The organism is Tenacibaculum sp. 190130A14a (assembly GCF_964048965.1).
Classification (GTDB): Bacteria; Bacteroidota; Bacteroidia; order Flavobacteriales; family Flavobacteriaceae; genus Polaribacter; species Polaribacter polynesiense.
Map to the genome: position 1 here is coordinate 224,457 of NZ_OZ040189.1, position 20,756 is coordinate 245,212.

The window sequence follows — 20,756 nt, forward strand, 5'->3', positions numbered from 1 at the left end:
TGTGTCTTTTTTTAGTTGTTAATAGTCCAAGAGATGTAGTATTGAGATCCAATAGCACCAACACCTGGAGCACTTAAGTACTCTTCACCTGTTAAGTTAGTACCTCCAACTTTAAATATAGATTTAATAGATGGTACAGCATAGTTAATTTGAGCATCAATTACAGTTCTGTCTTCAACATTTCCTTCTAAGAAAGTAGATTGCCAGTAAAATTCGTTTTGCCAACGAGCACTTACATTAAATCCGAAGTTTTCAAATAAGTTAGGGTGGCCAAATTGTGCTTTAACTTTGTGTTCTGGAGTGTTAAATCCAGCTTCAAAATCAGGATCTTTAGCTTGATCAAAATCAAATTTAGACCAAGTATAGTTTAATCCAACGTTAAATCCATTAAATACTTTTGTGTTCAATCCAAGACCAATTCCGTAAGAAGTTACATCAACTTCTGAGTTTGTTTTAGTACTAATAGCAACTCTACTAGCACTACTAGATAATGCCGCTAATGCTAAAGCATCTGGAATTCCATTGTTGAAAGAACCAAATAAAGGAACAATAATATCTTTGTTTGCGATAAAGTTTTCATATTGGTTGTAGTATGTACTAAAATCAACAGATAATTTGTTTTCTCCTAACGGAATAGCACCACGATAACCAACTTCAAAAGCAGTAACTTTTTCAGGTTTTACTAAATCAGTAGTAGTTAACGTTGGAGTTCCAGCTCTCAATGAAGCAGCAGATACCCCTCTGGTAAATGCATCTCTACCAGTTATAGTGTAATTTGTTCCGTTGAAAGATTGATTTACAACAAATCTATCTAAATTATCTTCAGCAGTACCCATAATGAATCCAGCACCAGTACCTAAACCAATATATTGATCTTGCGTAGTTGGATTACGGAAACCTGTTTGGAATGAAGCTCTGAAGTTATGGTTTTTAGTCTCACCAGCAGCATATGCTAAAGATACTCTTGGAGAGAAGTTACCATCAAAGTTTTGAGCTTTATCATATCTGATAGATCCAGTAAACTTTAATCTATCATCCATCATTTTTTTCTGAATTTGAGAATATACTCCGTACTCATCATAGCTAATAGGACTATCTCCATCGGTATAGATAGTTCCGAAAGAGTTTAGGTTGTATTGACGATAAGAACCTCCAAATTGAACTTCTGCCCAGTCAATATAATCACGTAAGTTTAAGTTACCATCTGCGTGGTAGTAGTTCGTGTTGTCTCTAAATTTAGAACCTGTTAAAAGATCTGGGTCAGCAGTAACTTCGTTGAGAATTCTAGTGAATTCAGCAGAACCTGGCTCTGGACGTCCAGTATCTGCAACGTCTCTTGCAGCTTGATGAATTTGAGCTTCCGTTAAACCTAATGGGTTACCTGCTAGATTAATTCCAGCAATTGTATTGATGTATTCACCGAACCAAGCAGTGTTTGATTTCCACTTGCTGTTAACACCAATAGCAGCAAAACGAGTATCGTAAGAGTCTCCAGCATCTTCTCCAGCAAAATAACCTCTAATAAAGAAGTTTTTACCTCTTACTTCTAATTTATGTTGCTCCATAAAGAAGTTCTTTAAACTATATCTGTTTTGTCCTTGGTAAATAGTGTTACCAGTACCAAATTTAGAATTCCAAATAATTTCAACTCTATCATTTCCTAATGGACGATAGTGAATAGCACCGTTAAACTTAACACTTTTAGCTTCGTAGTTCATTAAGTCTCTTTCGTGGTATCCTGTTCTACTTACGTTAACATTAGGAATGATTCCTAACCCACCTGAAGCTTCTCTAATGTTTGTAGAAACCTCATCACCGTATACATTCGCACCATCATAGTTAGGATCAGAAGCAGGGTTTCCTGGCTCTCTAAAACCTGGAATATAAGTTCCTCCAATACCATTGGTATTTCTCGTATCAGTAGCATGCCATTCTTCACCTTTTAAATAGCTTAAACTAACTTTTGCAGCAAATTTATCATCAAAAACATGCGCCATTCTAATACTTGCATCATAGTATGCATTGTCACCAGCAGCTTCTTGACTAGTAATTCCTCCTTTTAATCCTACACTGATCCCTTGATCATCAAAAGGGTTTCTACTTGTCATTAACATGATACCGTTAAATGCGTTTGCCCCATATAAAGCAGAAGCAGCACCTGGTAAAATTTCTACACTTTTCACATCTAATTCAGAAATACCTAAAAGGTTTCCAATTGCGAAGTTTAAGGCAGGAGATGCATTATCCATTCCATCTACTAACTGAACGAAACGTTCATTACCAAATGTAGCAAAACCACGAGTATTAACTGTTTTAAAAGTTAAACCTCCTGAGTTTACATCAACTCCTTTTAAATTTTCTAAGGCGTCATAGTAAGAAGCAGAAGCAGCATTTTTAATTGCTCTAGAATCAAAACGCTCAATTGTTACAGGAGATTCCATAACACGTTCTGGAGTTCTAGAAGCAGATACTACAACCTCGTCTAAAGAAGTAGCATTCTCCGTTAAACTAACTTCAACAACTTGGTTGTTTTGAGTTATTTCAACACTTTTTGTTTGGTACCCTAAAGAAGAAATTTCAATAGTAAAGGGAGGTTGATCAGTCACTGTAAGGGTAAAATTCCCATCAAAATCAGTAGTCGTACCTACAGCTTTCCTTGAAACCTTAATGTTTGCTCCTGGTATTCCTTCACCTAGAGCTGCATCTTTAACTGTACCCGAAATGGTTGTTTGAGCAACCATTGCAGCTGAGCTAAACAGCACAAATGCAACAAGTAATAGTCTTTTAATCATAATGTAAATTAATTTGTTAACTAAAGCGCAAAATACAATTTTTTTTTATTTATAAAATATATGTAAACAGATTTTGTGATAATATCATTTTTGACGTTAATATTTTGTAAAATGTGCATTTTTGAAGAAAATAGAGTAAGTTTTTAGAGAGTTTTATGCATAGTTGTACCTTTGTAAAAATAATTTTGGACGATTGGAAATAACCCACTCAATTTTTGATTTTAAGCCGACGGAAGAAACCATTGTAACCATTGGAACATTTGATGGTGTTCATATTGGACATCAAAAAATCATTGAAAAATTAGTGAAAGAAGCTCGTAAAACAGGGAAAAAATCTGTTCTGTTAACATTCTTTCCTCACCCAAGAATGGTACTTCAAAAAGATGCTTCTATAGAATTGATAAATACGATCAATGAAAGAGCAAGTCGTTTAGAAAAATTAGGACTCGATTACTTAATTATTCATCCTTTTAGTAAAGAATTTTCCAGACTTACTGCATTAGATTTTGTACGTGATGTTTTGGTAAATCAACTAAATACACACAAATTGATTATAGGATACGATCATCATTTTGGGAAAAATAGGGAAGGGAATATAGAACAGCTAACAGAGTATTCTCATTTGTACGACTTTACAGTGGAAGAAATTCCAGCACAAGATATAGATGATGTTTCTGTAAGTTCTACAAAGATAAGAAGAGCTCTTTCTGGTGGTGAATTAAGAACGGCTAACAACTACTTGGGATATCATTTTTCTTTAACTGGAAAAGTGGTCAATGGAAAAAAGTTAGGAGGAAAGATAGGGTACCCAACCGCTAATATAGAAGTTGAAGAAGCGTATAAATTGATTCCAAAAACAGGGGTTTATGTTGTAAAGTCTGTAATCGATAATCAAAAAGTTTACGGGATGATGAACATTGGTAATAGACCAACGGTAAATGGTGAATATCAAACAATAGAGGTGCATTTTTTTGATTTTGATGATGACTTATATGGTAAAAAACTTACCGTGGAGTTGATGTACTATTTAAGAGAAGAACAAAAATTTGATTCAGTAACTTCTTTAATGAATCAACTAGAGAAAGATAAAGAAGACTCACTTTTACATATTCAAACAAACCAATAAATAAGATTGCTTAAATCTGTAACAAGCTATATCTTTGCGTTTCTTAAAATTTAAAAAGATGTTACAGGTTCAGTTTATTAGAGAAAACAAACAAACTGTTTTAGAAGGATTGGCAAAAAGAAATTTTGCGAATGCAGAAGCAATAATTGAAGAAGTATTAACTGCTGATGAAGCTCGTAGAGCTACACAAGTTTCATTAGATAATGTTTTAGCTGAATCTAATAAAATATCCAAGGAAATAGGTGGGCTTTTTAAATCTGGAGAAGTACAAAAAGCTAACTTACTAAAAGAAAAAACGGGTCAATTAAAAGAGCAATCTAAAGAATTATCAGAGAAGTTAAACGAAGCAGCAAATACTTTACAAGGGTTGTTGTATCAAATCCCAAACATTCCACATGCTTCAGTTGTTGCTGGTAAAAATGAGGAAGATAATGAAGAAATTTTTAAGGAAGGAATTGTTCCAGAATTAGGAGAAGAAGCATTGCCTCACTGGGAATTGGCGAAGAAGTATGATATTATTGATTTCGAATTAGGAGCGAAAGTAAGTGGAGCAGGTTTTCCTATTTTCAAAGGAAAAGGAGCTCGTTTACAGCGTGCATTAATTAGTTATTTCTTAGATAAAAATACTGCTGCAGGATATACAGAAGTGCAAGTTCCGCATTTAATTAATGAAGCTTCGGGTTATGGTACTGGACAATTACCAGATAAAGAAGGTCAAATGTATCATGTAACAGGAGATGATTTGTATTTGATTCCTACTTCAGAAGTTCCTATTACGAATATGCACAGAGGTGATTTATTGCAAGAAAGTGATTTGCCAAAAGCGTATACGGGGTATACACCATGTTTTAGAAGAGAGGCAGGAAGTTATGGAGCACATGTAAGAGGTTTGAATCGTTTACACCAATTTGATAAGGTAGAACTTGTTCGTGTGGAGCATCCAGATAATTCATACAATGCTTTAAATGATATAGTAGAGCATATCAAAGGGATTTTACGTGATTTAAAATTACCGTATCGTATTTTACGTTTGTGTGGAGGTGACACTGGATTTACAGCTGCACTGACATTTGATTTTGAAGTGTATTCTACAGCACAAAATCGTTGGTTAGAAATTAGTTCAGCATCAAATGTAGAATCTTTTCAAGCAAATAGATTAAAGCTACGTTTTAAAAATAAAGAAGGAAAGAGTCAATTAGCACATACATTAAATGCAAGTTCTTTGGCTTTACCAAGAGTATTGGCTGGAATTCTAGAAAACTATCAAACTCCTGAAGGAATTAAAATACCAGAAGTATTGGTTCCATATTGTGGTTTCGATATCATTGACTAAAAAGTCTTTATCAAAATATATTATATGAAAAACCCAAGGCTGCAATACGCAATCCTTGGGATTTTTCTTTTATTCCCCTAAAAATAAATATATATAATCATTAATTGGCAACTACCGCTACCATTAATTTTTTGTACTTGTTCATTTCTAACAACGCTTCAAAATATTTAGATATTTGACCATTCTTCATAAACTCATTAGCATTGTTTCTTGCTGTTTCGTATTGTTTAGTTAAGTTTTTCATAGTTCCTGTTGTTTAGTTATGTTATTAATAAGACAAAGTTCATGCCAAAATGTTACAAACATGAAATAAAAACCAGTGGTTTTAATAAACTATTAACAATTAAATAGTTAATTCCCCTACTTTTTTAAAATGAATTGTAAAAAATCATAGAACCTCAAAAAACTAAGTTTTGATTTCATAAATTTGTTATATGAAGAAGACCTTTCTGTTTATATTTTTGATAATGAGTTCGCTAGTATGGGCGCAACAAAATGATTTTATTATAGCTGAAAATTATTTTAGAAATAATGAATATCATAAAGCATTATCCATATATGAATCGTTGTATGAGAAAAGCCCTTTCAACACAACTTATTTGAGAAGATTAATTACCTGTTATCAAGAAACAGAACAATATAACGTTGCAGAAAACTTACTTTCAAGAAAGTTAAAAGAACAACCGAGATTATCTTTTTTACATGTGATTCTTGGAAATACTTACGAGAGACAACAAAAGAAAGAAGCTGCAGAAGATAGCTATAAGAAGGCATTAGAATCACTCAATAAAAAATCAGGATATGGAACTATTGTAGCTAGCTTGTTTAGAAATTATACAAAATTAGACTATGCAATAGAAGCTTACGAAAAAATTATGGCAAACAACCCAAATTCGAATTATGGGTTTCAACTAGCACAAATTTATGGTGAAAAAGGAGATTTTGAGAGAATGTTTGAGTCTTATGTAAATTTAGTAGACAAGAACAAGAACTACCTAAATAATGTAAAAAGATATACTTCAAGATATATCAATGATGATGCTGAAAATGAAAATAACATTTTGTTTAAAAGAGCTTTGCTAAGGAAGTCTATTAGCAATCCAAAAGATATTTGGAATGATTTATTGGCTTGGTTATTTATACGTCAGAAAGAATATAGTAAAGCATTGATACAGAAGAAAGCGTTATTAGCTCGAGATCCTGATAAATTAGCAGCAATTAATGATTTAGGTAAAATTGCACTTGATAATAAAGATTACGAAACTGCTAAAGAGTGTTTTGATTTGGTAATTGAAAAAACAAATTACCCAACAGATAAATTCATTGCAATAAATAATAACTTAAGAATAGCTGTTGAAACGAAGCAACCTAATGTTGACGAGCAGTTTCAGATGATTTTTAAAGAATACGGGATTAATCGTAATACGTTTAGAACCCAAATTGCATATGCAGATTATTTGACCTTTGAAAAGGGAAGCCCTGAAAAAGCCATAGAAGTATTAGAGGGAGCAAAGAAACATGCTAACTCAAAATTTTCAAAAGCTACATTAAAACTTAAACTAGGTGATGTTTTAGTGTTTACAGAAAAATTTAATAAGGCTCTTATCTATTACTCACAGATACAAACACAGTTTAAAAATCATTTTTTAGCTCAGCAAGCACGTTTTAAAGTAGCACAGGCGTCTTACTTTAAAAATGATTTTAAATGGGCAAAAGCACAATTAAAAGTATTAAAAGGATCTGCTAGTCAATTAATAGCAAATGATGCAGCTGCTTTGTTTTTGATAATTTCAGATAATGAACCAAAAGACAGTGTCTCTTCAGGGTTAAAGGAATATGCAAAAGCAAGTTTATTGGCATACCAAAGTAAAAATGAGGAAGCGGTTGCATTACTAAAAGAGGTCATTACTAACTTTAAAGGACAACCGATAGAAGACGAAGCCTTATTTAAACAGGCAAAAATATATATTGAACTAAAAAGATATGACGAGGCTATTTTAAATTATGCGAAGATTTTAGAAATGGATGCTGAAGGTATTTTAGTAGATGATGTGTACTATCATTTGGCTAAATTATATCACAATGAATTAAATGATATAGAAAAGGCAAAAGAATACTATCAAAAGATTATTTTTGACCACCCCAATAGTATCTATTTAGTAGACGCTAGAAAGAAATTTAGAAAGTTAAGAGGAGACAATATTTAAAATATTAAAAGGAATTAATAATGTATATATATAACGTAACAGTCAATGTAGACGAAAGTATTCATGCTGAATGGTTAGTGTGGATAGAAAAACATATTCCAGAAGTGTTAGCAACAGGTAGATTTGTTAGTGCTAAAATGACGCAGGTTTTGGTTGAAGAAGAAATGGGGGGAATAACCTACTCAATACAATATACAGCAAAATCTAGAGAAGATTTAGATGCTTATTATAAGCACGATGCAGATAGATTAAGAAGTGATGGTTTAACTCGTTTTGAAGGGAAATCGTTAGCCTTCCGCACTGAGTTAAAAGTGATCAATGAATTTTATCCTGTTGTGAGTAGTAACTAGATAAAATGAATCAAGTTGTTTATAGAAATAGAAAGAAAATTTTAATTGTAAGTGTTTTTCTATTAATCATAGGATTTGTAATGACTTACTTGAAATATGGTATTGAACCGTGGGAAACAATTGGAGGATTTTTATGTGGAATAGGAATTTCTTTTGGAATTATATCTTTAAGTTCAAAAAAAATAGAATCTAATAGATTGTAATTAATGACTGTAAGAGCAAAGAAACATTTAGGACAACATTTTTTAAAAGATGAGAATATAGCGAAAAAGATTGCAGATTCTTTAACAGAAAATGGGTATGATAATGTATTAGAAATAGGTCCGGGAATGGGAGTACTAACAAAATATTTATTAGAAAAATCACCAAAGGTTACCGTAATGGAACTTGATTCTGAATCTGTAGAGTACTTGCAAGAAACTTTTCCTGTGGAGCATATTAAATTAGATACTTCTAAAGATAAATTCAATATTCTAGAAGGGGATTTTTTAAAACAAGATTTATCAGCTATTTTTAAAGGAGAACAAGTTGCTATTATTGGTAACTTCCCATATAACATTTCTTCTCAAATTGTTTTTAAAGCTATAGAGAACCGAGATATAGTTCCTGAATTTTCTGGAATGTTTCAAAAAGAAGTAGCACAAAGAGTTGCTGAGAAGGAGGGAAGTAAAACGTATGGGATCTTGTCGGTTTTAACCCAAGCATTTTATGATGCGGAATATTTATTTACCGTACCGCCAACGGTTTTTAACCCACCTCCAAAAGTAGACTCTGGAGTTATAAGACTTATAAGAAAAGAAAATTATACACTTCCAGTTGATGAGAAACTGTTTTTTAGAGTAGTAAAAACAGCATTCAATCAACGAAGAAAAATGTTACGAAGTAGTTTAAAATCCTTTAAACTTTCGGATAGCTTGAAAGAAGACCCTATATTTGCGATGCGTCCCGAGCAATTGTCGGTTGAACGTTTTATTGAATTGACATCAAAAATCGCAAACGATGGCATTAGAAATCACTAAAGAACTTTTAGATAACGTACGAGCACTTATTCAAGATAAGAAAGACACTGCGCTTTCTGATTTTTTTGCAGATGTACACCATGCTGATATTGCAGAAGTATTGGACGAATTGTCGTTTGATGATGCAGTATATATTATTCGTTTGTTAGATTCTGAAACTACTTCAGAGGTGCTAATGGATGTTGATGAAGATGTACGAGAAAAAATTCTTTCGCAGCTTACAGATAAAGAAATTGCAGAAGAAATTGAAGAGCTTGACACCGATGATGCAGCAGATGTAATTGCTGAGCTTCCTGAAGATCGTAAGCAGGAAGTAATGCAACAGATAGAAGACAAAGAGCACGCTAAAGAAATTGTAGAGCTTTTACGTTATGATGAAAACTCGGCTGGTGGTTTGATGGCTAAGGAGATGGTGAAAGTGAATGAAAACTGGAACGTCTTAACTTGTGTAAAAGAAATGCGTGTTCAAGCGGAAGAAGTTACAAGAGTACATTCTATTTATGTAGTTGATGATGATGGAAAGTTAAAAGGAAGGCTTTCTTTAAAAGACTTGTTAATGGCGTCTACTAGATCAAGAATAGCAGATGTTTATATACCAAGAGTAGATTTCGTGAATGTACACGAATCTGCAGAAGAGGTGGCTAATATAATGCGTAAATATGACCTTGAGGCCATTCCGGTAGTAGATGAATTGGGAGTTTTGGTTGGAAGAATTACTATTGATGACATTGTGGATGTCATTAAAGAAGAAGCAGAAAAAGATTATCAATTAGCGGCGGGTATTACGCAAGACGTAGATTCTGAAGATAGTATTTTAGATTTAACAAAAGCACGATTACCATGGTTGTTCTTAGGTCTTTTAGGAGGAATAGGAGCTTTCTTGATCATGGGTAATTTTGAACATACCTTTAAAGAGAATGCTGTTTTATTCTTTTTTACTCCGTTAATTGCCGCTATGGCTGGAAATGTTGGAGTGCAATCATCAGCAATTATTGTGCAAGGTTTAGCAAATGATGAGGTAAGAGGGAGTATGAAAAACCGTTTGATAAAAGAGATGCTATTAGCATTGTTAAACGGTGTGGTATTAGCAATTTTCTTGTTTCTTTTTGTATTTGTCTACGAACAAGAAATGATGAAGGCTTTGGCTATTTCTGTATCGTTAGTAGTGGTTATTGTGGTTGCAGGTTTAATAGGAACCTTTATTCCTTTGTTTTTACACAAGAGAGGAATAGATCCAGCTATTGCTACAGGACCATTTATTACTACCAGCAATGATATTTTTGGAATCTTGATTTACTTTTTAATTGCACAGCTTATTTTAGGAGTATAACAAGCATAAATTGAAGTTATACGTTGTCTATTATCTCTTCTAAAGGAATAAAAGCTTTAAGCATAAGAAAAGCACCAAAAACAATAAGTAAAACTCCCATAGCTCTTTTAATTCTATAAATAACTAGAGGAGTCATTTTCTTTTTAAGTTGTTTGGCTAATATTATCTTTACTAAATCTGTTGTTAGATACCCTATAATTACAGTGACAAAATACCAAAAAATAGAATTTGGGTTCATGTTTAGCGTGGGGCCAACAACAACCATAATACCAAGCCAACCAGCCAATACACCAATATTTATAAAGTTTAAAAAGAAACCATTTATAAAAAGTCTAAAATAATTATTAGCCTTAGGAACTTCTACTTCAGTTTCATCAACTTCTTTTTTATTATTCTTATCTAAGTAAGTAATAAGACCATAAATTACTAGAATTAGACCCCCAACGAGAAACAAACGAGGGTCATCTTTAATTTTTTCTAGTAAGCTTCTACTACCATAATATGCGATTAGTATGAAACTAATATCACCAAGAATTACACCTAAATCAAAAGCAATAGCTGCTCGCGCCCCTTTTAAAATACTAGTTTTAATGAGCATAAAAAAAACAGGACCAATCATAAAGGCCATGAAAACCCCGATTAAAAACGCATCCTTTAGTGTAGTTAGTTCCATAGTAATTTTTTTAATTTTTATACGTCGTCAAAATCAAGTACAACTTTCGCAGTGGTTGGATGCGCCTGGCAGGTTAAAACTAACCCTTCTTCTAATTCGTCATCAGTTAAAATAGAGTTTTTAGTCATTACCGCTTTTCCTTCAGTTACCTTCGCAATACAGCTACTACAAACACCTCCTTGGCACGAGTATGGAGCGTCTAACTTATTACGTAAACTAGCTGCTAACAACGTATCTGTTTGTTTCATAGAAAATGTAGTTTCTTCATCATCTAATAAAACAGTGATTTCACTTTCTCCATTTTGTATAGCATCTGTATTTTCTTCAGAGGTAGAGGCTGTAAATAGTTCAAAATGAATATGCTCTTTGTTAAAACCGTTCTCTTGTAAGGTTTCAGAAACCACATTGATCATTTCCTCTGGCCCACATAAAAAAGCAGCATCAAAAGAAATATTTTTATAAATATTCTTTACAAAATAATTGGTATGCGATTTATCGATTCTACCTAACAAAGTATCTTCATTACGTTCTCTACTAAATACATAGTGTAGTTTTAAACGATCAGTATATGTCGTTTGTAAAGTATTTAACTCATTGTAAAAAATAGTGTCTTCAGTAGACTTGTTACCATAAATCAATGTAAAAGTAGATGAAGAATTTTCTAACACTGCTTTTACCATAGAAATTACAGGAGTAATTCCACTACCAGCGGCAAACCCAAGATAATTTTTATCGTTTTGTGCTTCTAAAGTAAATTTACCTTCAGGAGCCGATACTTCTAATTCATCTCCTTGTTTCAATTGAGAAGTAGCGAATACAGAAAATTTACCATTTTCAACCGCTTTTACTGCTACTTTCAGCTCATTACTGTTTGGAGAAGCGCATATAGAATACGCTCTACGAACTTCTTCATTATTAATAATTGCTTTTACAGTAACATATTGCCCTGAAATAAATTGAAATGTATCTTTTAAATCAGAAGGAATATTAAAAAGTATAGAAACGGCGTCTTTTGTTTCTTTAATTATTTGTTGTATAGATAGTTTATAAAAAGTACTCATGTAGTCAGTTTTGTTGGGCAAAAATAACAAACTCCTTACGAACAAAAGTTAGAGTTCTTATAAAATTATACCTAAGATTTTTATGTATAAGAAAATTATGTATATTTGTATACCTAAGTTTTTTGGGTATAATACTAAAGTTTATGGGAAATCAAAAATTGTATAAAGGATCATTACAAACTATTATTTTGAAATTATTGGCTCAAAATGATAAAATGTATGGTTATGAAATTACACAAAAAGTAAAGGAATTGACAAAGGGAGAATTGCAAATTACAGAAGGTGCTTTATATCCAGCATTACATAAACTAGAAGCAGAAGGTTTATTAGATGTTGAGGTGACCAAAGTAGGAAACCGATTACGTAAGTACTATAAACTTACAGAACAAGGGACTACAGAAACAGCAAATAAGTTGGCAGAAATGCAAGAATTTTTAAAAACAATGCAACAATTAGTGAATCCGCAATTGGGATTAGAATAATTTGATTAGCTATGGAATTAACTAAGGAACAAATAAAAAGAATTGATGCTTTTTTGGAAGGAATTGGAGTAGAGTATATAGATATTCGACTGGAAATGGTAGATCATATTGCTAGTGAAATAGAAGAAAAAGTAGATGATGTAGATGCTTTTTTTGATAATCAAAGGTTTCAAACTCCTTTTATAAAATATATGTTGAGTCAAAAGTTGAGACTCTTCAAGAATTATAAGAAGCAAGTAAAGAGAAGTTTTTGGTTTAATATTATAAAGATAATTATTGATGTTTTTAAAGAAGGAATAGCTCCTTTGAATGCGTTGTTTATTTCTTTATTTATGGTAATGATATTTTTTGTTGGAAAATTGAACTTAGCGTTTGTTACCAATGCTGCTTTTGTGGCTTTTTTTGTAAGCTATTGTTATATGACATTTCTGTTTCACAAGCTTAGAAAGAAGTTTGGAAATATCAGGCTACTTCAAGCTTATGCAGTGATTTTAACTTGTACCTATTTGATCTCATTATATATACCAACGTTAATATTTCCTTTTTTTGATGGGCAAGATTATACCATTTTTAACTTATACAAATTAGCAGCAATGTTAAGTGTTAACTTTTTAGTTTATAAGAGTTATATGAGCAGAAAAAATACAATTGAAACCTATTGTAGAACTTTTATTTAATAGCCTATGGAATTAACAAACAAACATATTGAACAATTATACAAGTTTACACGCCAACATTATGTAGAGCATTATGATGTACAAACTGAGTTGGTAGATCATTTAGCAAATGATATTGAGCAAATATTAGAAGAAGATACTTTCTTAACATTTGAGCAAGCTAGAGATCGCTCGTTTAAAAAGTTCGGTGTATTTGGATTTATGGATGTTGTTGAAGAGAAACAAAAACAGATGGGGAAACAATATTTTAAGTTAATCTTGTCTTTTGTAAAAGAATGGTTTCAATTACCTAAGTTAATCTTAACATTGGGTATTTTTTATATGTTCTTTTTGTTACAAGATTTTTCTTTTTCCTATTACATGTTAACGGTATTGTACTTGGTGGTGTTTGCAGTTGAAATTGGCATTATGATCAGTAGAAAAAGAAAATATAATAGAAAAGTAAAACGTACTGGAAGACGTTGGATGTTTGAAGACATCATTGTTTCACAAGGTTATGGAAATATAGCTTTTATGTCATATTATGTATTATACTTTACTTCTCCTGAAAACATGGGGAGCTCAAGTTTAGTTAGTAAAATATTGGTTGCTTTTGCCATAACACTGGCAATAATTGTTGGCTATATTTCAATGGTTATGATTCCTAGCAAATCAGAAGAACTATTAGCGAAACAATATCCCGAATATATCTTGAGCTAGGCTATAGCTTATTTTTTACCTTCAACAATAATTACAATTTCACCTTTAGCAGGTTTTTCAGTATAATATGATAATACTTCTTGTACGCTTCCTCGTTTGGTTTCTTCATATAATTTGGTCAGTTCTCTAGAAACAGAAACCAACCTATCTTCTCCGAAATATTCAGCAAAATGGCTTAAGGTTTTTAATAACTTATGAGGACTTTCATAGAAAATCATAGTACGTGATTCTTTAGCTAATAACTTTAAACGAGTTTGTCTTCCCTTTTTGACTGGTAAAAAACCCTCAAAAACAAATTTGTCGTTTGGTAAACCCGAGTTAACTAATGCAGGCACAAAGGCAGTTGCACCTGGTAAACATTCTACAGCTATGTTATTTTGAATACAAGCACGAGTAAGTAAAAAACCAGGGTCTGATATTGCAGGAGTACCAGCATCCGAAATTAGGGCAAAGGTTTCTCCACCTTGCATACGCTTAATGAGTATATCTACTGTTTTATGTTCGTTATGCATATGATGCGATTGCATTGGAGTGGTTATATCAAAATGCTTTAAAAGTTTTCCACTGGTACGAGTGTCTTCAGCAAGAATATAATCTACTTCTTTTAAAACGCTTAAAGCTCGAAAAGTAATATCTTCTAAGTTTCCAATCGGTGTAGGTACAATATACAATTTACTCATGCTACAAAACTACAAAGTTTTTGTGCTATTTAAATGCCAGTACAAAGCTTTTTGTACTTTTGTTTTATGCAAAATGAGCTGTTAGATAAAATTAAGTTGCCTAAAGATATTCGACAAATATCGATACCGAAACTACCGATGTTAGCAAAGGAGTTGAGAGATTTTATTATTGATGTAGTGGCCACCAAAGAAGGTCATTTAGGTGCAAGCTTGGGAGTTGTAGAGTTAACTATTGCACTACATTATGTATTTAATACACCCGAAGATATGTTAGTTTGGGATGTTGGACATCAGGCTTATGGGCATAAAATTTTGACTGGAAGAAAAGATGTTTTTCATACGAATAGACAATTAGAGGGAATTTCTGGTTTTCCAAAGCGAAGTGAAAGCGAGTATGATACTTTTGGAGTAGGGCATTCATCAACCTCCATTTCAGCTGCTTTAGGAATGGCTATAGCTTCACAATTAAAGGGAGAAAATAAGCACCATATTGCCGTTATTGGTGATGCGTCTATTGCAAGCGGAATGGCTTTTGAAGCATTGAATCATGCTGGAGATACCAATGCAAACCTATTGGTTATTTTAAACGACAATGCTATTGGCATTGATCCATCCGTAGGAGCTTTAAAAGACTATTTAACGCGTATAAAGTCTATTCGTAATGATGTAGAGCAGCATAATATTTTTGAGGCGTTAAACTTTGATTATTCTGGTCCTATAGATGGACATAATTTAGAAGAATTAATTACTGAGTTAAATAGATTAAAACAAATTGAAGGTCCAAAATTTTTACATGTTATAACTACCAAAGGAAAAGGATTAAAACAAGCAGAACAAGATCAGGTTAAATACCATGCTCCAGGTAAGTTTGATAAAATTTCTGGAGATGTATTGCCAAAACAGCAGAGTAAGTTTACCAAGTTTCAAGATGTGTTTGGAAAAACTATTGTAGAGTTAGCTGAGGTGAACAACAAGATTGTTGGTATCACACCGGCAATGCTTACAGGAAGCTCTTTAAAGTTTATGTTAGAAGCGTTTCCAGAAAGAACATTTGATGTTGGGATTGCAGAACAACACGCTGTTACACTGGTAGCAGGTATGGCGACAGAAGGATTGATTCCGTTTTGTAATATCTATTCAACATTTTTACAAAGAGCATATGATCAAGTAATACACGATGTGGCGTTGCAAAACTTACCAGTAATTTTCTGTTTAGACAGAGCAGGATTAGTAGGAGAAGATGGAGCAACACATCATGGAGTGTTTGATTTGGCTTATTTACGTTGTATACCAAACTTGATTGTTGTTGCACCTCGTAATGAGATTGAGTTACGAAATATCATGCATACTTCACAATTAGGCTTAGAAAATCCAATAGCAATTCGATATCCTAGAGGTAAGGGGAGGTTGGAAAAGTGGCAGCTACCGTTTGAAACAATTGAAATAGGAAAAGGTGAATGTTTAAAAGAAGGTTTTAAGGTTGCAATATTGTCTATTGGAACGATAGCGAATAATGTTATTGATGCGATAGAGGAAATAGAAGAAAAAGAAGTATTTGCACATTATGACATGCGTTTTGTTAAACCATTAGATAAGGAATTATTGCATGCTATTTTTGATCAATTCAATACAATTATTACGATTGAAGATGGAACTATAAGTGGGGGATTTGGTACGGCAATATTAGAATATGCTGCTGAGGTAGATTATAATGGAAGTATTCAGCTATTAGGGGTACCAGATAATTTTATTCATCATGGAACAGTGAAAGAACTACAGAAGTTATGCGGAATTGATAAAGACTCGATAAAAAGTGAATTGTTAAGTTATTTATAAATCAATTCTTATTTGATAGTAAATGAAATTGGAGGAAGTATGTATTTCACGTTTACAATTTTTCTTGCTTCTCTTCCTGGTTTCATTTGTGGTAGGAGTTTCACAACTCTTAGACCTTCTTTTCGTAATTTTGGATGAATAGCTCTAACAATTATATTTGATGGGTTTCCCTTTCTGTTAATTGTAAATTCAATAATGGTATTATAGGTTCCAGGTAGAAGTAAAGGTTTATAATTTTTATTATGCTTGTTTTTCTTTTTCTGTATGATAATTTCTTGTTGTAATGTTTTGATAATTGAGTAATTAAAATGTTGTTGAACATGTTTTTCTAATTGTGTATTCATACAGGTTCTTTTAGTTTCTTTTGTTGTCAGTTTATCACATTCAGAAAGTAAAGGAACAACATCTACTATTTGAGAAGATATATAATCTCCGGAATCATTAGTGTTTGAAGTTTGTCCGTAGATTGTCGTACAGAATAATAATAAGATTAGATATATATATTTCATAGATTTTAAATATAAAAAAAGCGAACCAATTTGGTTCGCTTTTTTATTTTATTGATTGACTTCTATGAGTCTAGTTGTTTAATGCTTCAGCACCACCTACAATCTCTAAGATTTCTCCAGTAATTGCAGCTTGACGTGCTTTGTTATAAGTTAACTTTAAATCGTCACGTAACTCCTTAGCATTATCAGTTGCTTTGTGCATTGCAGTCATACGAGCTCCGTGTTCGGCAGCAAATGAATCACGTACTGACTTGTATAACTGAGTTTTTAATGACTTTGGAATTAACTCTAAAACGATTTCTTCTTTCGATGGTTCGAAGATATAGTCTAAGTTTACGTCTGCATCAGTTTCTACAGGCTTAATAGGCAAGAATTGCTCTACCTGAGGAATTTGAGTTGCAGCGTTCTTAAATCTGTTATAAATAACTTCGATTCTATCGTAAGATCCGTCAACATATAAATCCATTAACTGTTGAGCAATACCAGAAACATTATCAAATGTTAAGTTATCAAAAACATCATTTCTGTTGTCAATAACCTTATATTCTTTTGATAAGATATCGTTTCCTTTTTTACCAATAGTTAATAATTCAACAGTAGTATTACCGTATTTTTCATTGATTGTTTTAACTGTTTGCTTCACAATAGAAGAGTTAAAACCACCACATAAACCTCTGTTAGAAGTTACAATTACTAATAATACTTTGCTTACTTCTCTTTGCGTTGAATATACTCCACCAGCGTCACTATCTAAAGTAGCACTTAAGCTTTGTAATAATTCAGTAAGCTTAGATGAATACGGGCGCATAGCTGTAATTGCATCTTGAGCTTTTTTCAACTTTGCAGCCGATACCATTTTCATGGCAGAGGTAATCTGCATTGTTGATCCAATTGAAGTAATTCTGTTACGTATTTCTTTTAAGTTTGCCATCTAATTTGAACTTAAAATTATAAAAGCTCCCGCCCGAAAGCGGGAAGTTATTTTTTTGTTTATTAAGCTGTATACTTAGCTGAAATCTCCTTAGCAGCGTCTTCTAATACAGCAACTGCTTCGTCAGTTAATTTTCCAGCTTTTAAAGTATCTAACGTATCTCTGTGCTTAGCATTTAAGTACTCGATATAGTTAGCTTCGAATTCTTTTACTTTGTTTACAGGTACGTCTTTTAATAAGTTTTTAGAACCTGCATAGATAATTGCAACTTGATCTTCTACAGTAAAAGGATCTCCTTGATTTTGCTTTAAGATCTCTACGTTACGCTTACCTTTAGAGATAACGTTCATAGTAGCAGCATCTAAGTCAGAACCAAACTTAGCGAATGCTTCTAATTCACGGTATTGAGCTTGGTCTAATTTTAATGTACCAGATACTTTCTTCATTGATTTAATCTGAGCAGAACCCCCTACACGAGATACAGAAATACCTACGTTAATTGCAGGACGAACTCCTGAGTTGAATAAATCAGACTCTAAGAAAATCTGTCCATCAGTAATCGAAATTACGTTTGTTGGAATATATGCAGAAACGTCTCCAGCTTGAGTTTCAATAATTGGTAATGCAGTTAAAGATCCTCCACCTTTTACTTTACCTTTTAATGATTCTGGTAAATCGTTCATTTCAGCAGCAATAGCATCATCATTAATAACTTTTGCAGCACGCTCTAATAATCTTGAGTGTAAGTAGAAAACGTCTCCAGGATACGCCTCACGTCCTGGTGGACGACGTAATAATAAAGATACCTCACGGTAAGCAACCGCTTGCTTAGATAAATCATCATAAACAATTAAAGCTGGTCTACCAGTATCACGGAAATATTCTCCGATTGCAGCTCCTGCGAATGGAGCATATACCTGCATTGGTGCAGGATCAGATGCGTTAGCAGCTACAATAGTAGTATAAGCTAAAGCTCCTTTTTCTTCTAACATGTTTGCGATTGCAGCAACTGTAGAACCTTTTTGTCCTACTGCAACATAAATACAGTAAACTGGCTCACCTGCATCGTAAAATTCTTTCTGGTTTAAGATAGTATCAATAGCAACTGTTGATTTACCAGTTTGACGGTCTCCAATGATTAACTCACGTTGTCCACGTCCAATAGGAATCATTGCATCTACAGATTTAACACCTGTTTGTAATGGTTCAGTTACTGGTTGACGATAGATTACCCCAGGAGCTTTACGCTCTAATGGCATCTCATAAGTTTCACCTTCGATTGGTCCTTTACCATCGATTGGATTACCTAATGTATCTACTACACGTCCAACAATTCCTTCTCCAACTTTTAAAGAAGCAATTCTTTCTGTACGTTTTACTGTAGATCCTTCACTTACTCCTGTTGATGATCCTAATAATACCACACCAACGTTGTCTTCTTCTAAGTTTAATACGATTCCTTCTAAACCGTTACCAAAATCTACTAATTCACCATATTGAACATTTGATAAACCGTATACACGAGCAATACCATCACCCACTTGTAATACAGTTCCAACTTCGTTTAACGTAGCTTTCGCCTCGAAATTTGTTAATTGTTCCTTTAAAATTGCTGATACTTCAGCTGGTTTAATTGCTGCCATCTTATATAATTTGATGTATAATTAAATTTTTGGAATATAATGACTATTGTCAAATTCTCTTCTTAATTCATTAAATTGGTTAGAAATACTCGCATCGTATTGAACATCTCCAACGCGTAAAATAAATCCTCCTAAAATATCAGGATTTACTATATTTTCAATATTAGCTTTGTTTCCAGTGATCTCTACGATCTTAGCTAATACTTTTGTTTCTAATTCTTTACTTAAAGGTACTGCGGTAGTAACCTTTGCTACTTGCATGCTTTTGTAGTAATCGTAAATAACAGAGTATTGCTTAGCAATAGGCTCTAACATTAACATACGTTTGTTTTCTTCTAATAAGTTAAACAAACCTTTAACAATGTTGTTTACGTTTTCCCCGAAAAGTGCAGTTAATACTTTACGCTTATCTGCAGCTTTAATCACAGGGCTCTTAAGCATTGCATCTAAATCGTTACTTCCAGCAATCGTGTCAACAATAAACTTCATGTTATCATTCACCTCTGTTTCTTTACCTGACTCTTTTGCTAGGTTTAAGATTGCTTTTGCATAACGTAATGCTGGTCTTCCTGCTTTCATTGAGTGATTAGTTTAAAGTAACGTCTTCTAACATTCCTTCAACAAGCTTTAATTGATCGTCTTGTGAAGCTAATTCTTTTTTAACAACAGTTTGAGCTATACCTATAGATAAGTCAGCTACCTGCTTTTTAACGTGTGCTAAAGCTGCTTGCTTTTCTTGTTCAATTGAAGCCTTTGCGTTTTCAATTAACTTAGCTGCTTCTTCAGAAGCTTCTTCTTTAGCATCAGCAACGATCTTATCTTTAATCTCACGAGCTTCTTTTAACATTGCGTCTCTTTCTGCTCTAGCTTCTTTTAATAATCTATCGTTATCAGCCTGTAAGTTTTGCATTTCTTTCTTTGCTTCTTCAGCTGCGTCTAATGCATTTTGGATACCTTCTTCACGTTCCGTTAACGAAGCTAAAATTGGTTTCCAAGCAAACTTACCTAATAAAAATAGTATTATAAGAAGGATTATCACTTGCATGAAAAATAACCCTGGAGAAAAATCATTTAATAACTGATCCATTATATATGTAATTTATTCTTTTAAAAAATATTATTGTTTAATTTGAAAACATTTCCTGCAACCAACCGTTACAGGAAAATGTTTTTTGTTTTGTTTCTTAGTTTCCTCCTAAGATTAAAGCACCGAAAGCTAAACCTTCTAATAATGCTCCGATGATGATCATCGCTGTTTGGATTTTACCAGCAGCCTCAGGTTGACGAGCAATTCCTTCCATTGCTTTTCCACCGATTTGACCTAATCCGATTCCTCCACCGATTACGATTAATCCTGCTCCAATTAAATTGTACATACTAATTGATTTATATAATTAAACAAATTCTT

At 32.9% G+C, this 20,756-nt stretch carries 22 protein-coding genes; 11 read left to right on the forward strand and 11 right to left on the reverse strand.

Going from position 1 to position 20,756, the window contains the following annotated elements:
- Window positions 1–11: 11 nt before the first annotated feature.
- Complete coding sequence (locus tag ABNT22_RS01020; RefSeq protein ID WP_348715569.1) at window positions 12–2,792, reverse strand: TonB-dependent receptor; 2,781 nt, start codon at window positions 2,790–2,792, stop codon at window positions 12–14.
- A 193-nt stretch (window positions 2,793–2,985) separates the two neighbouring features.
- Between ABNT22_RS01020 and ABNT22_RS01025 the strand changes: the two genes are divergently transcribed.
- Both ABNT22_RS01025 and serS read left to right on the forward strand, forming a co-directional pair.
- A complete protein-coding gene (locus ABNT22_RS01025) occupies window positions 2,986–3,918 on the forward strand; it encodes a bifunctional riboflavin kinase/FAD synthetase (RefSeq protein ID WP_348715571.1) in 933 nt (310 codons plus the stop codon).
- Between the two features lie 58 nt (window positions 3,919–3,976).
- Window positions 3,977–5,251 carry a serine--tRNA ligase gene (gene serS / locus ABNT22_RS01030; protein ID WP_348715573.1) on the forward strand — a complete coding sequence of 425 codons (1,275 nt, stop codon included), beginning with the start codon at window positions 3,977–3,979 and terminating at the stop codon, window positions 5,249–5,251.
- A 100-nt stretch (window positions 5,252–5,351) separates the two neighbouring features.
- On the opposite strand, the gene ABNT22_RS01035 is transcribed toward serS, so the two are convergent.
- Window positions 5,352–5,495 (reverse strand): hypothetical protein, encoded by a 144-nt coding sequence (locus tag ABNT22_RS01035; protein WP_348715575.1) that lies wholly within the window; start codon window positions 5,493–5,495, stop codon window positions 5,352–5,354.
- Between the two features lie 223 nt (window positions 5,496–5,718).
- Here ABNT22_RS01035 and ABNT22_RS01040 point away from each other — a divergent pair, with 223 nt between their 5' ends.
- The 5 genes from ABNT22_RS01040 to mgtE are packed head-to-tail and all read left to right on the forward strand — an operon-like array spanning window position 5,719 to window position 10,157.
- Complete coding sequence (locus ABNT22_RS01040) at window positions 5,719–7,458, forward strand: tetratricopeptide repeat protein (protein ID WP_348715577.1); 1,740 nt, start codon at window positions 5,719–5,721, stop codon at window positions 7,456–7,458.
- A 20-nt stretch (window positions 7,459–7,478) separates the two neighbouring features.
- A complete protein-coding gene (locus ABNT22_RS01045) occupies window positions 7,479–7,808 on the forward strand; it encodes a DUF4286 family protein (RefSeq protein WP_348715579.1) in 330 nt (109 codons plus the stop codon).
- Between the two features lie 5 nt (window positions 7,809–7,813).
- Window positions 7,814–8,011: a hypothetical protein gene (locus tag ABNT22_RS01050; protein WP_348715581.1), complete on the forward strand. Its 198-nt coding sequence runs from the start codon at window positions 7,814–7,816 to the stop codon at window positions 8,009–8,011.
- Between the two features lie 3 nt (window positions 8,012–8,014).
- Entirely contained in the window at window positions 8,015–8,827 is an 813-nt protein-coding gene (rsmA, locus tag ABNT22_RS01055; protein WP_348715583.1) for a 16S rRNA (adenine(1518)-N(6)/adenine(1519)-N(6))-dimethyltransferase RsmA, read from the forward strand.
- On the forward strand, window positions 8,808–10,157 hold the full coding sequence (gene mgtE / locus ABNT22_RS01060; RefSeq protein ID WP_348715585.1) for a magnesium transporter: 1,350 nt from the start codon (window positions 8,808–8,810) through the stop codon (window positions 10,155–10,157). The genes rsmA and mgtE overlap by 20 nt, the downstream gene beginning before the upstream one ends.
- A 16-nt stretch (window positions 10,158–10,173) precedes the next feature.
- On the opposite strand, the gene ABNT22_RS01065 is transcribed toward mgtE, so the two are convergent.
- Both ABNT22_RS01065 and ABNT22_RS01070 read right to left on the reverse strand, forming a co-directional pair.
- Window positions 10,174–10,830: a LysE family translocator gene (locus ABNT22_RS01065; RefSeq protein WP_348715587.1), complete on the reverse strand. Its 657-nt coding sequence runs from the start codon at window positions 10,828–10,830 to the stop codon at window positions 10,174–10,176.
- A 17-nt stretch (window positions 10,831–10,847) separates the two neighbouring features.
- On the reverse strand, window positions 10,848–11,891 hold the full coding sequence (locus ABNT22_RS01070) for a ferredoxin--NADP reductase (protein WP_348715589.1): 1,044 nt from the start codon (window positions 11,889–11,891) through the stop codon (window positions 10,848–10,850).
- Between the two features lie 143 nt (window positions 11,892–12,034).
- On the opposite strand from ABNT22_RS01070, the gene ABNT22_RS01075 reads away from it, so the two are divergent.
- From ABNT22_RS01075 to ABNT22_RS01085, 3 genes are read left to right on the forward strand one after another with little or no spacing between them, the layout of a single operon-like run.
- On the forward strand, window positions 12,035–12,373 hold the full coding sequence (locus ABNT22_RS01075) for a PadR family transcriptional regulator (protein WP_348715591.1): 339 nt from the start codon (window positions 12,035–12,037) through the stop codon (window positions 12,371–12,373).
- Between the two features lie 11 nt (window positions 12,374–12,384).
- Window positions 12,385–13,050 carry a hypothetical protein gene (locus tag ABNT22_RS01080; RefSeq protein WP_348715593.1) on the forward strand — a complete coding sequence of 222 codons (666 nt, stop codon included), beginning with the start codon at window positions 12,385–12,387 and terminating at the stop codon, window positions 13,048–13,050.
- Window positions 13,051–13,056: 6 nt separating this feature from the next.
- Entirely contained in the window at window positions 13,057–13,749 is a 693-nt protein-coding gene (locus ABNT22_RS01085; RefSeq protein ID WP_348715595.1) for a hypothetical protein, read from the forward strand.
- An 8-nt stretch (window positions 13,750–13,757) separates the two neighbouring features.
- Here the strand turns inward: ABNT22_RS01085 and rsmI are convergent, their stop codons facing one another.
- Entirely contained in the window at window positions 13,758–14,429 is a 672-nt protein-coding gene (gene rsmI / locus ABNT22_RS01090) for a 16S rRNA (cytidine(1402)-2'-O)-methyltransferase (protein WP_348715596.1), read from the reverse strand.
- 66 nt (window positions 14,430–14,495) lie between these two features.
- Here rsmI and dxs point away from each other — a divergent pair, with 66 nt between their 5' ends.
- Window positions 14,496–16,265 carry a 1-deoxy-D-xylulose-5-phosphate synthase gene (gene dxs / locus ABNT22_RS01095; protein ID WP_348715598.1) on the forward strand — a complete coding sequence of 590 codons (1,770 nt, stop codon included), beginning with the start codon at window positions 14,496–14,498 and terminating at the stop codon, window positions 16,263–16,265.
- An 8-nt stretch (window positions 16,266–16,273) separates the two neighbouring features.
- Here the strand turns inward: dxs and ABNT22_RS01100 are convergent, their stop codons facing one another.
- From ABNT22_RS01100 to atpE, 6 genes are all read right to left on the reverse strand, one after another.
- Complete coding sequence (locus ABNT22_RS01100; RefSeq protein WP_348721658.1) at window positions 16,274–16,774, reverse strand: hypothetical protein; 501 nt, start codon at window positions 16,772–16,774, stop codon at window positions 16,274–16,276.
- Window positions 16,775–16,844: 70 nt separating this feature from the next.
- Window positions 16,845–17,705, reverse strand: coding sequence for an ATP synthase F1 subunit gamma (gene atpG / locus ABNT22_RS01105; protein WP_348715602.1), 861 nt, complete (start codon window positions 17,703–17,705; stop codon window positions 16,845–16,847).
- A 62-nt stretch (window positions 17,706–17,767) separates the two neighbouring features.
- Window positions 17,768–19,348 (reverse strand): F0F1 ATP synthase subunit alpha, encoded by a 1,581-nt coding sequence (gene atpA / locus ABNT22_RS01110; protein ID WP_299105451.1) that lies wholly within the window; start codon window positions 19,346–19,348, stop codon window positions 17,768–17,770.
- 21 nt (window positions 19,349–19,369) lie between these two features.
- Window positions 19,370–19,927, reverse strand: a complete 558-nt coding sequence (gene atpH / locus ABNT22_RS01115) for an ATP synthase F1 subunit delta (protein WP_348715605.1) — start codon at window positions 19,925–19,927, stop codon at window positions 19,370–19,372.
- Between the two features lie 7 nt (window positions 19,928–19,934).
- Complete coding sequence (locus tag ABNT22_RS01120) at window positions 19,935–20,435, reverse strand: F0F1 ATP synthase subunit B (RefSeq protein WP_348715606.1); 501 nt, start codon at window positions 20,433–20,435, stop codon at window positions 19,935–19,937.
- 97 nt (window positions 20,436–20,532) lie between these two features.
- Entirely contained in the window at window positions 20,533–20,724 is a 192-nt protein-coding gene (gene atpE / locus ABNT22_RS01125) for an ATP synthase F0 subunit C (protein WP_348715608.1), read from the reverse strand.
- Window positions 20,725–20,756: the final 32 nt, after the last annotated feature.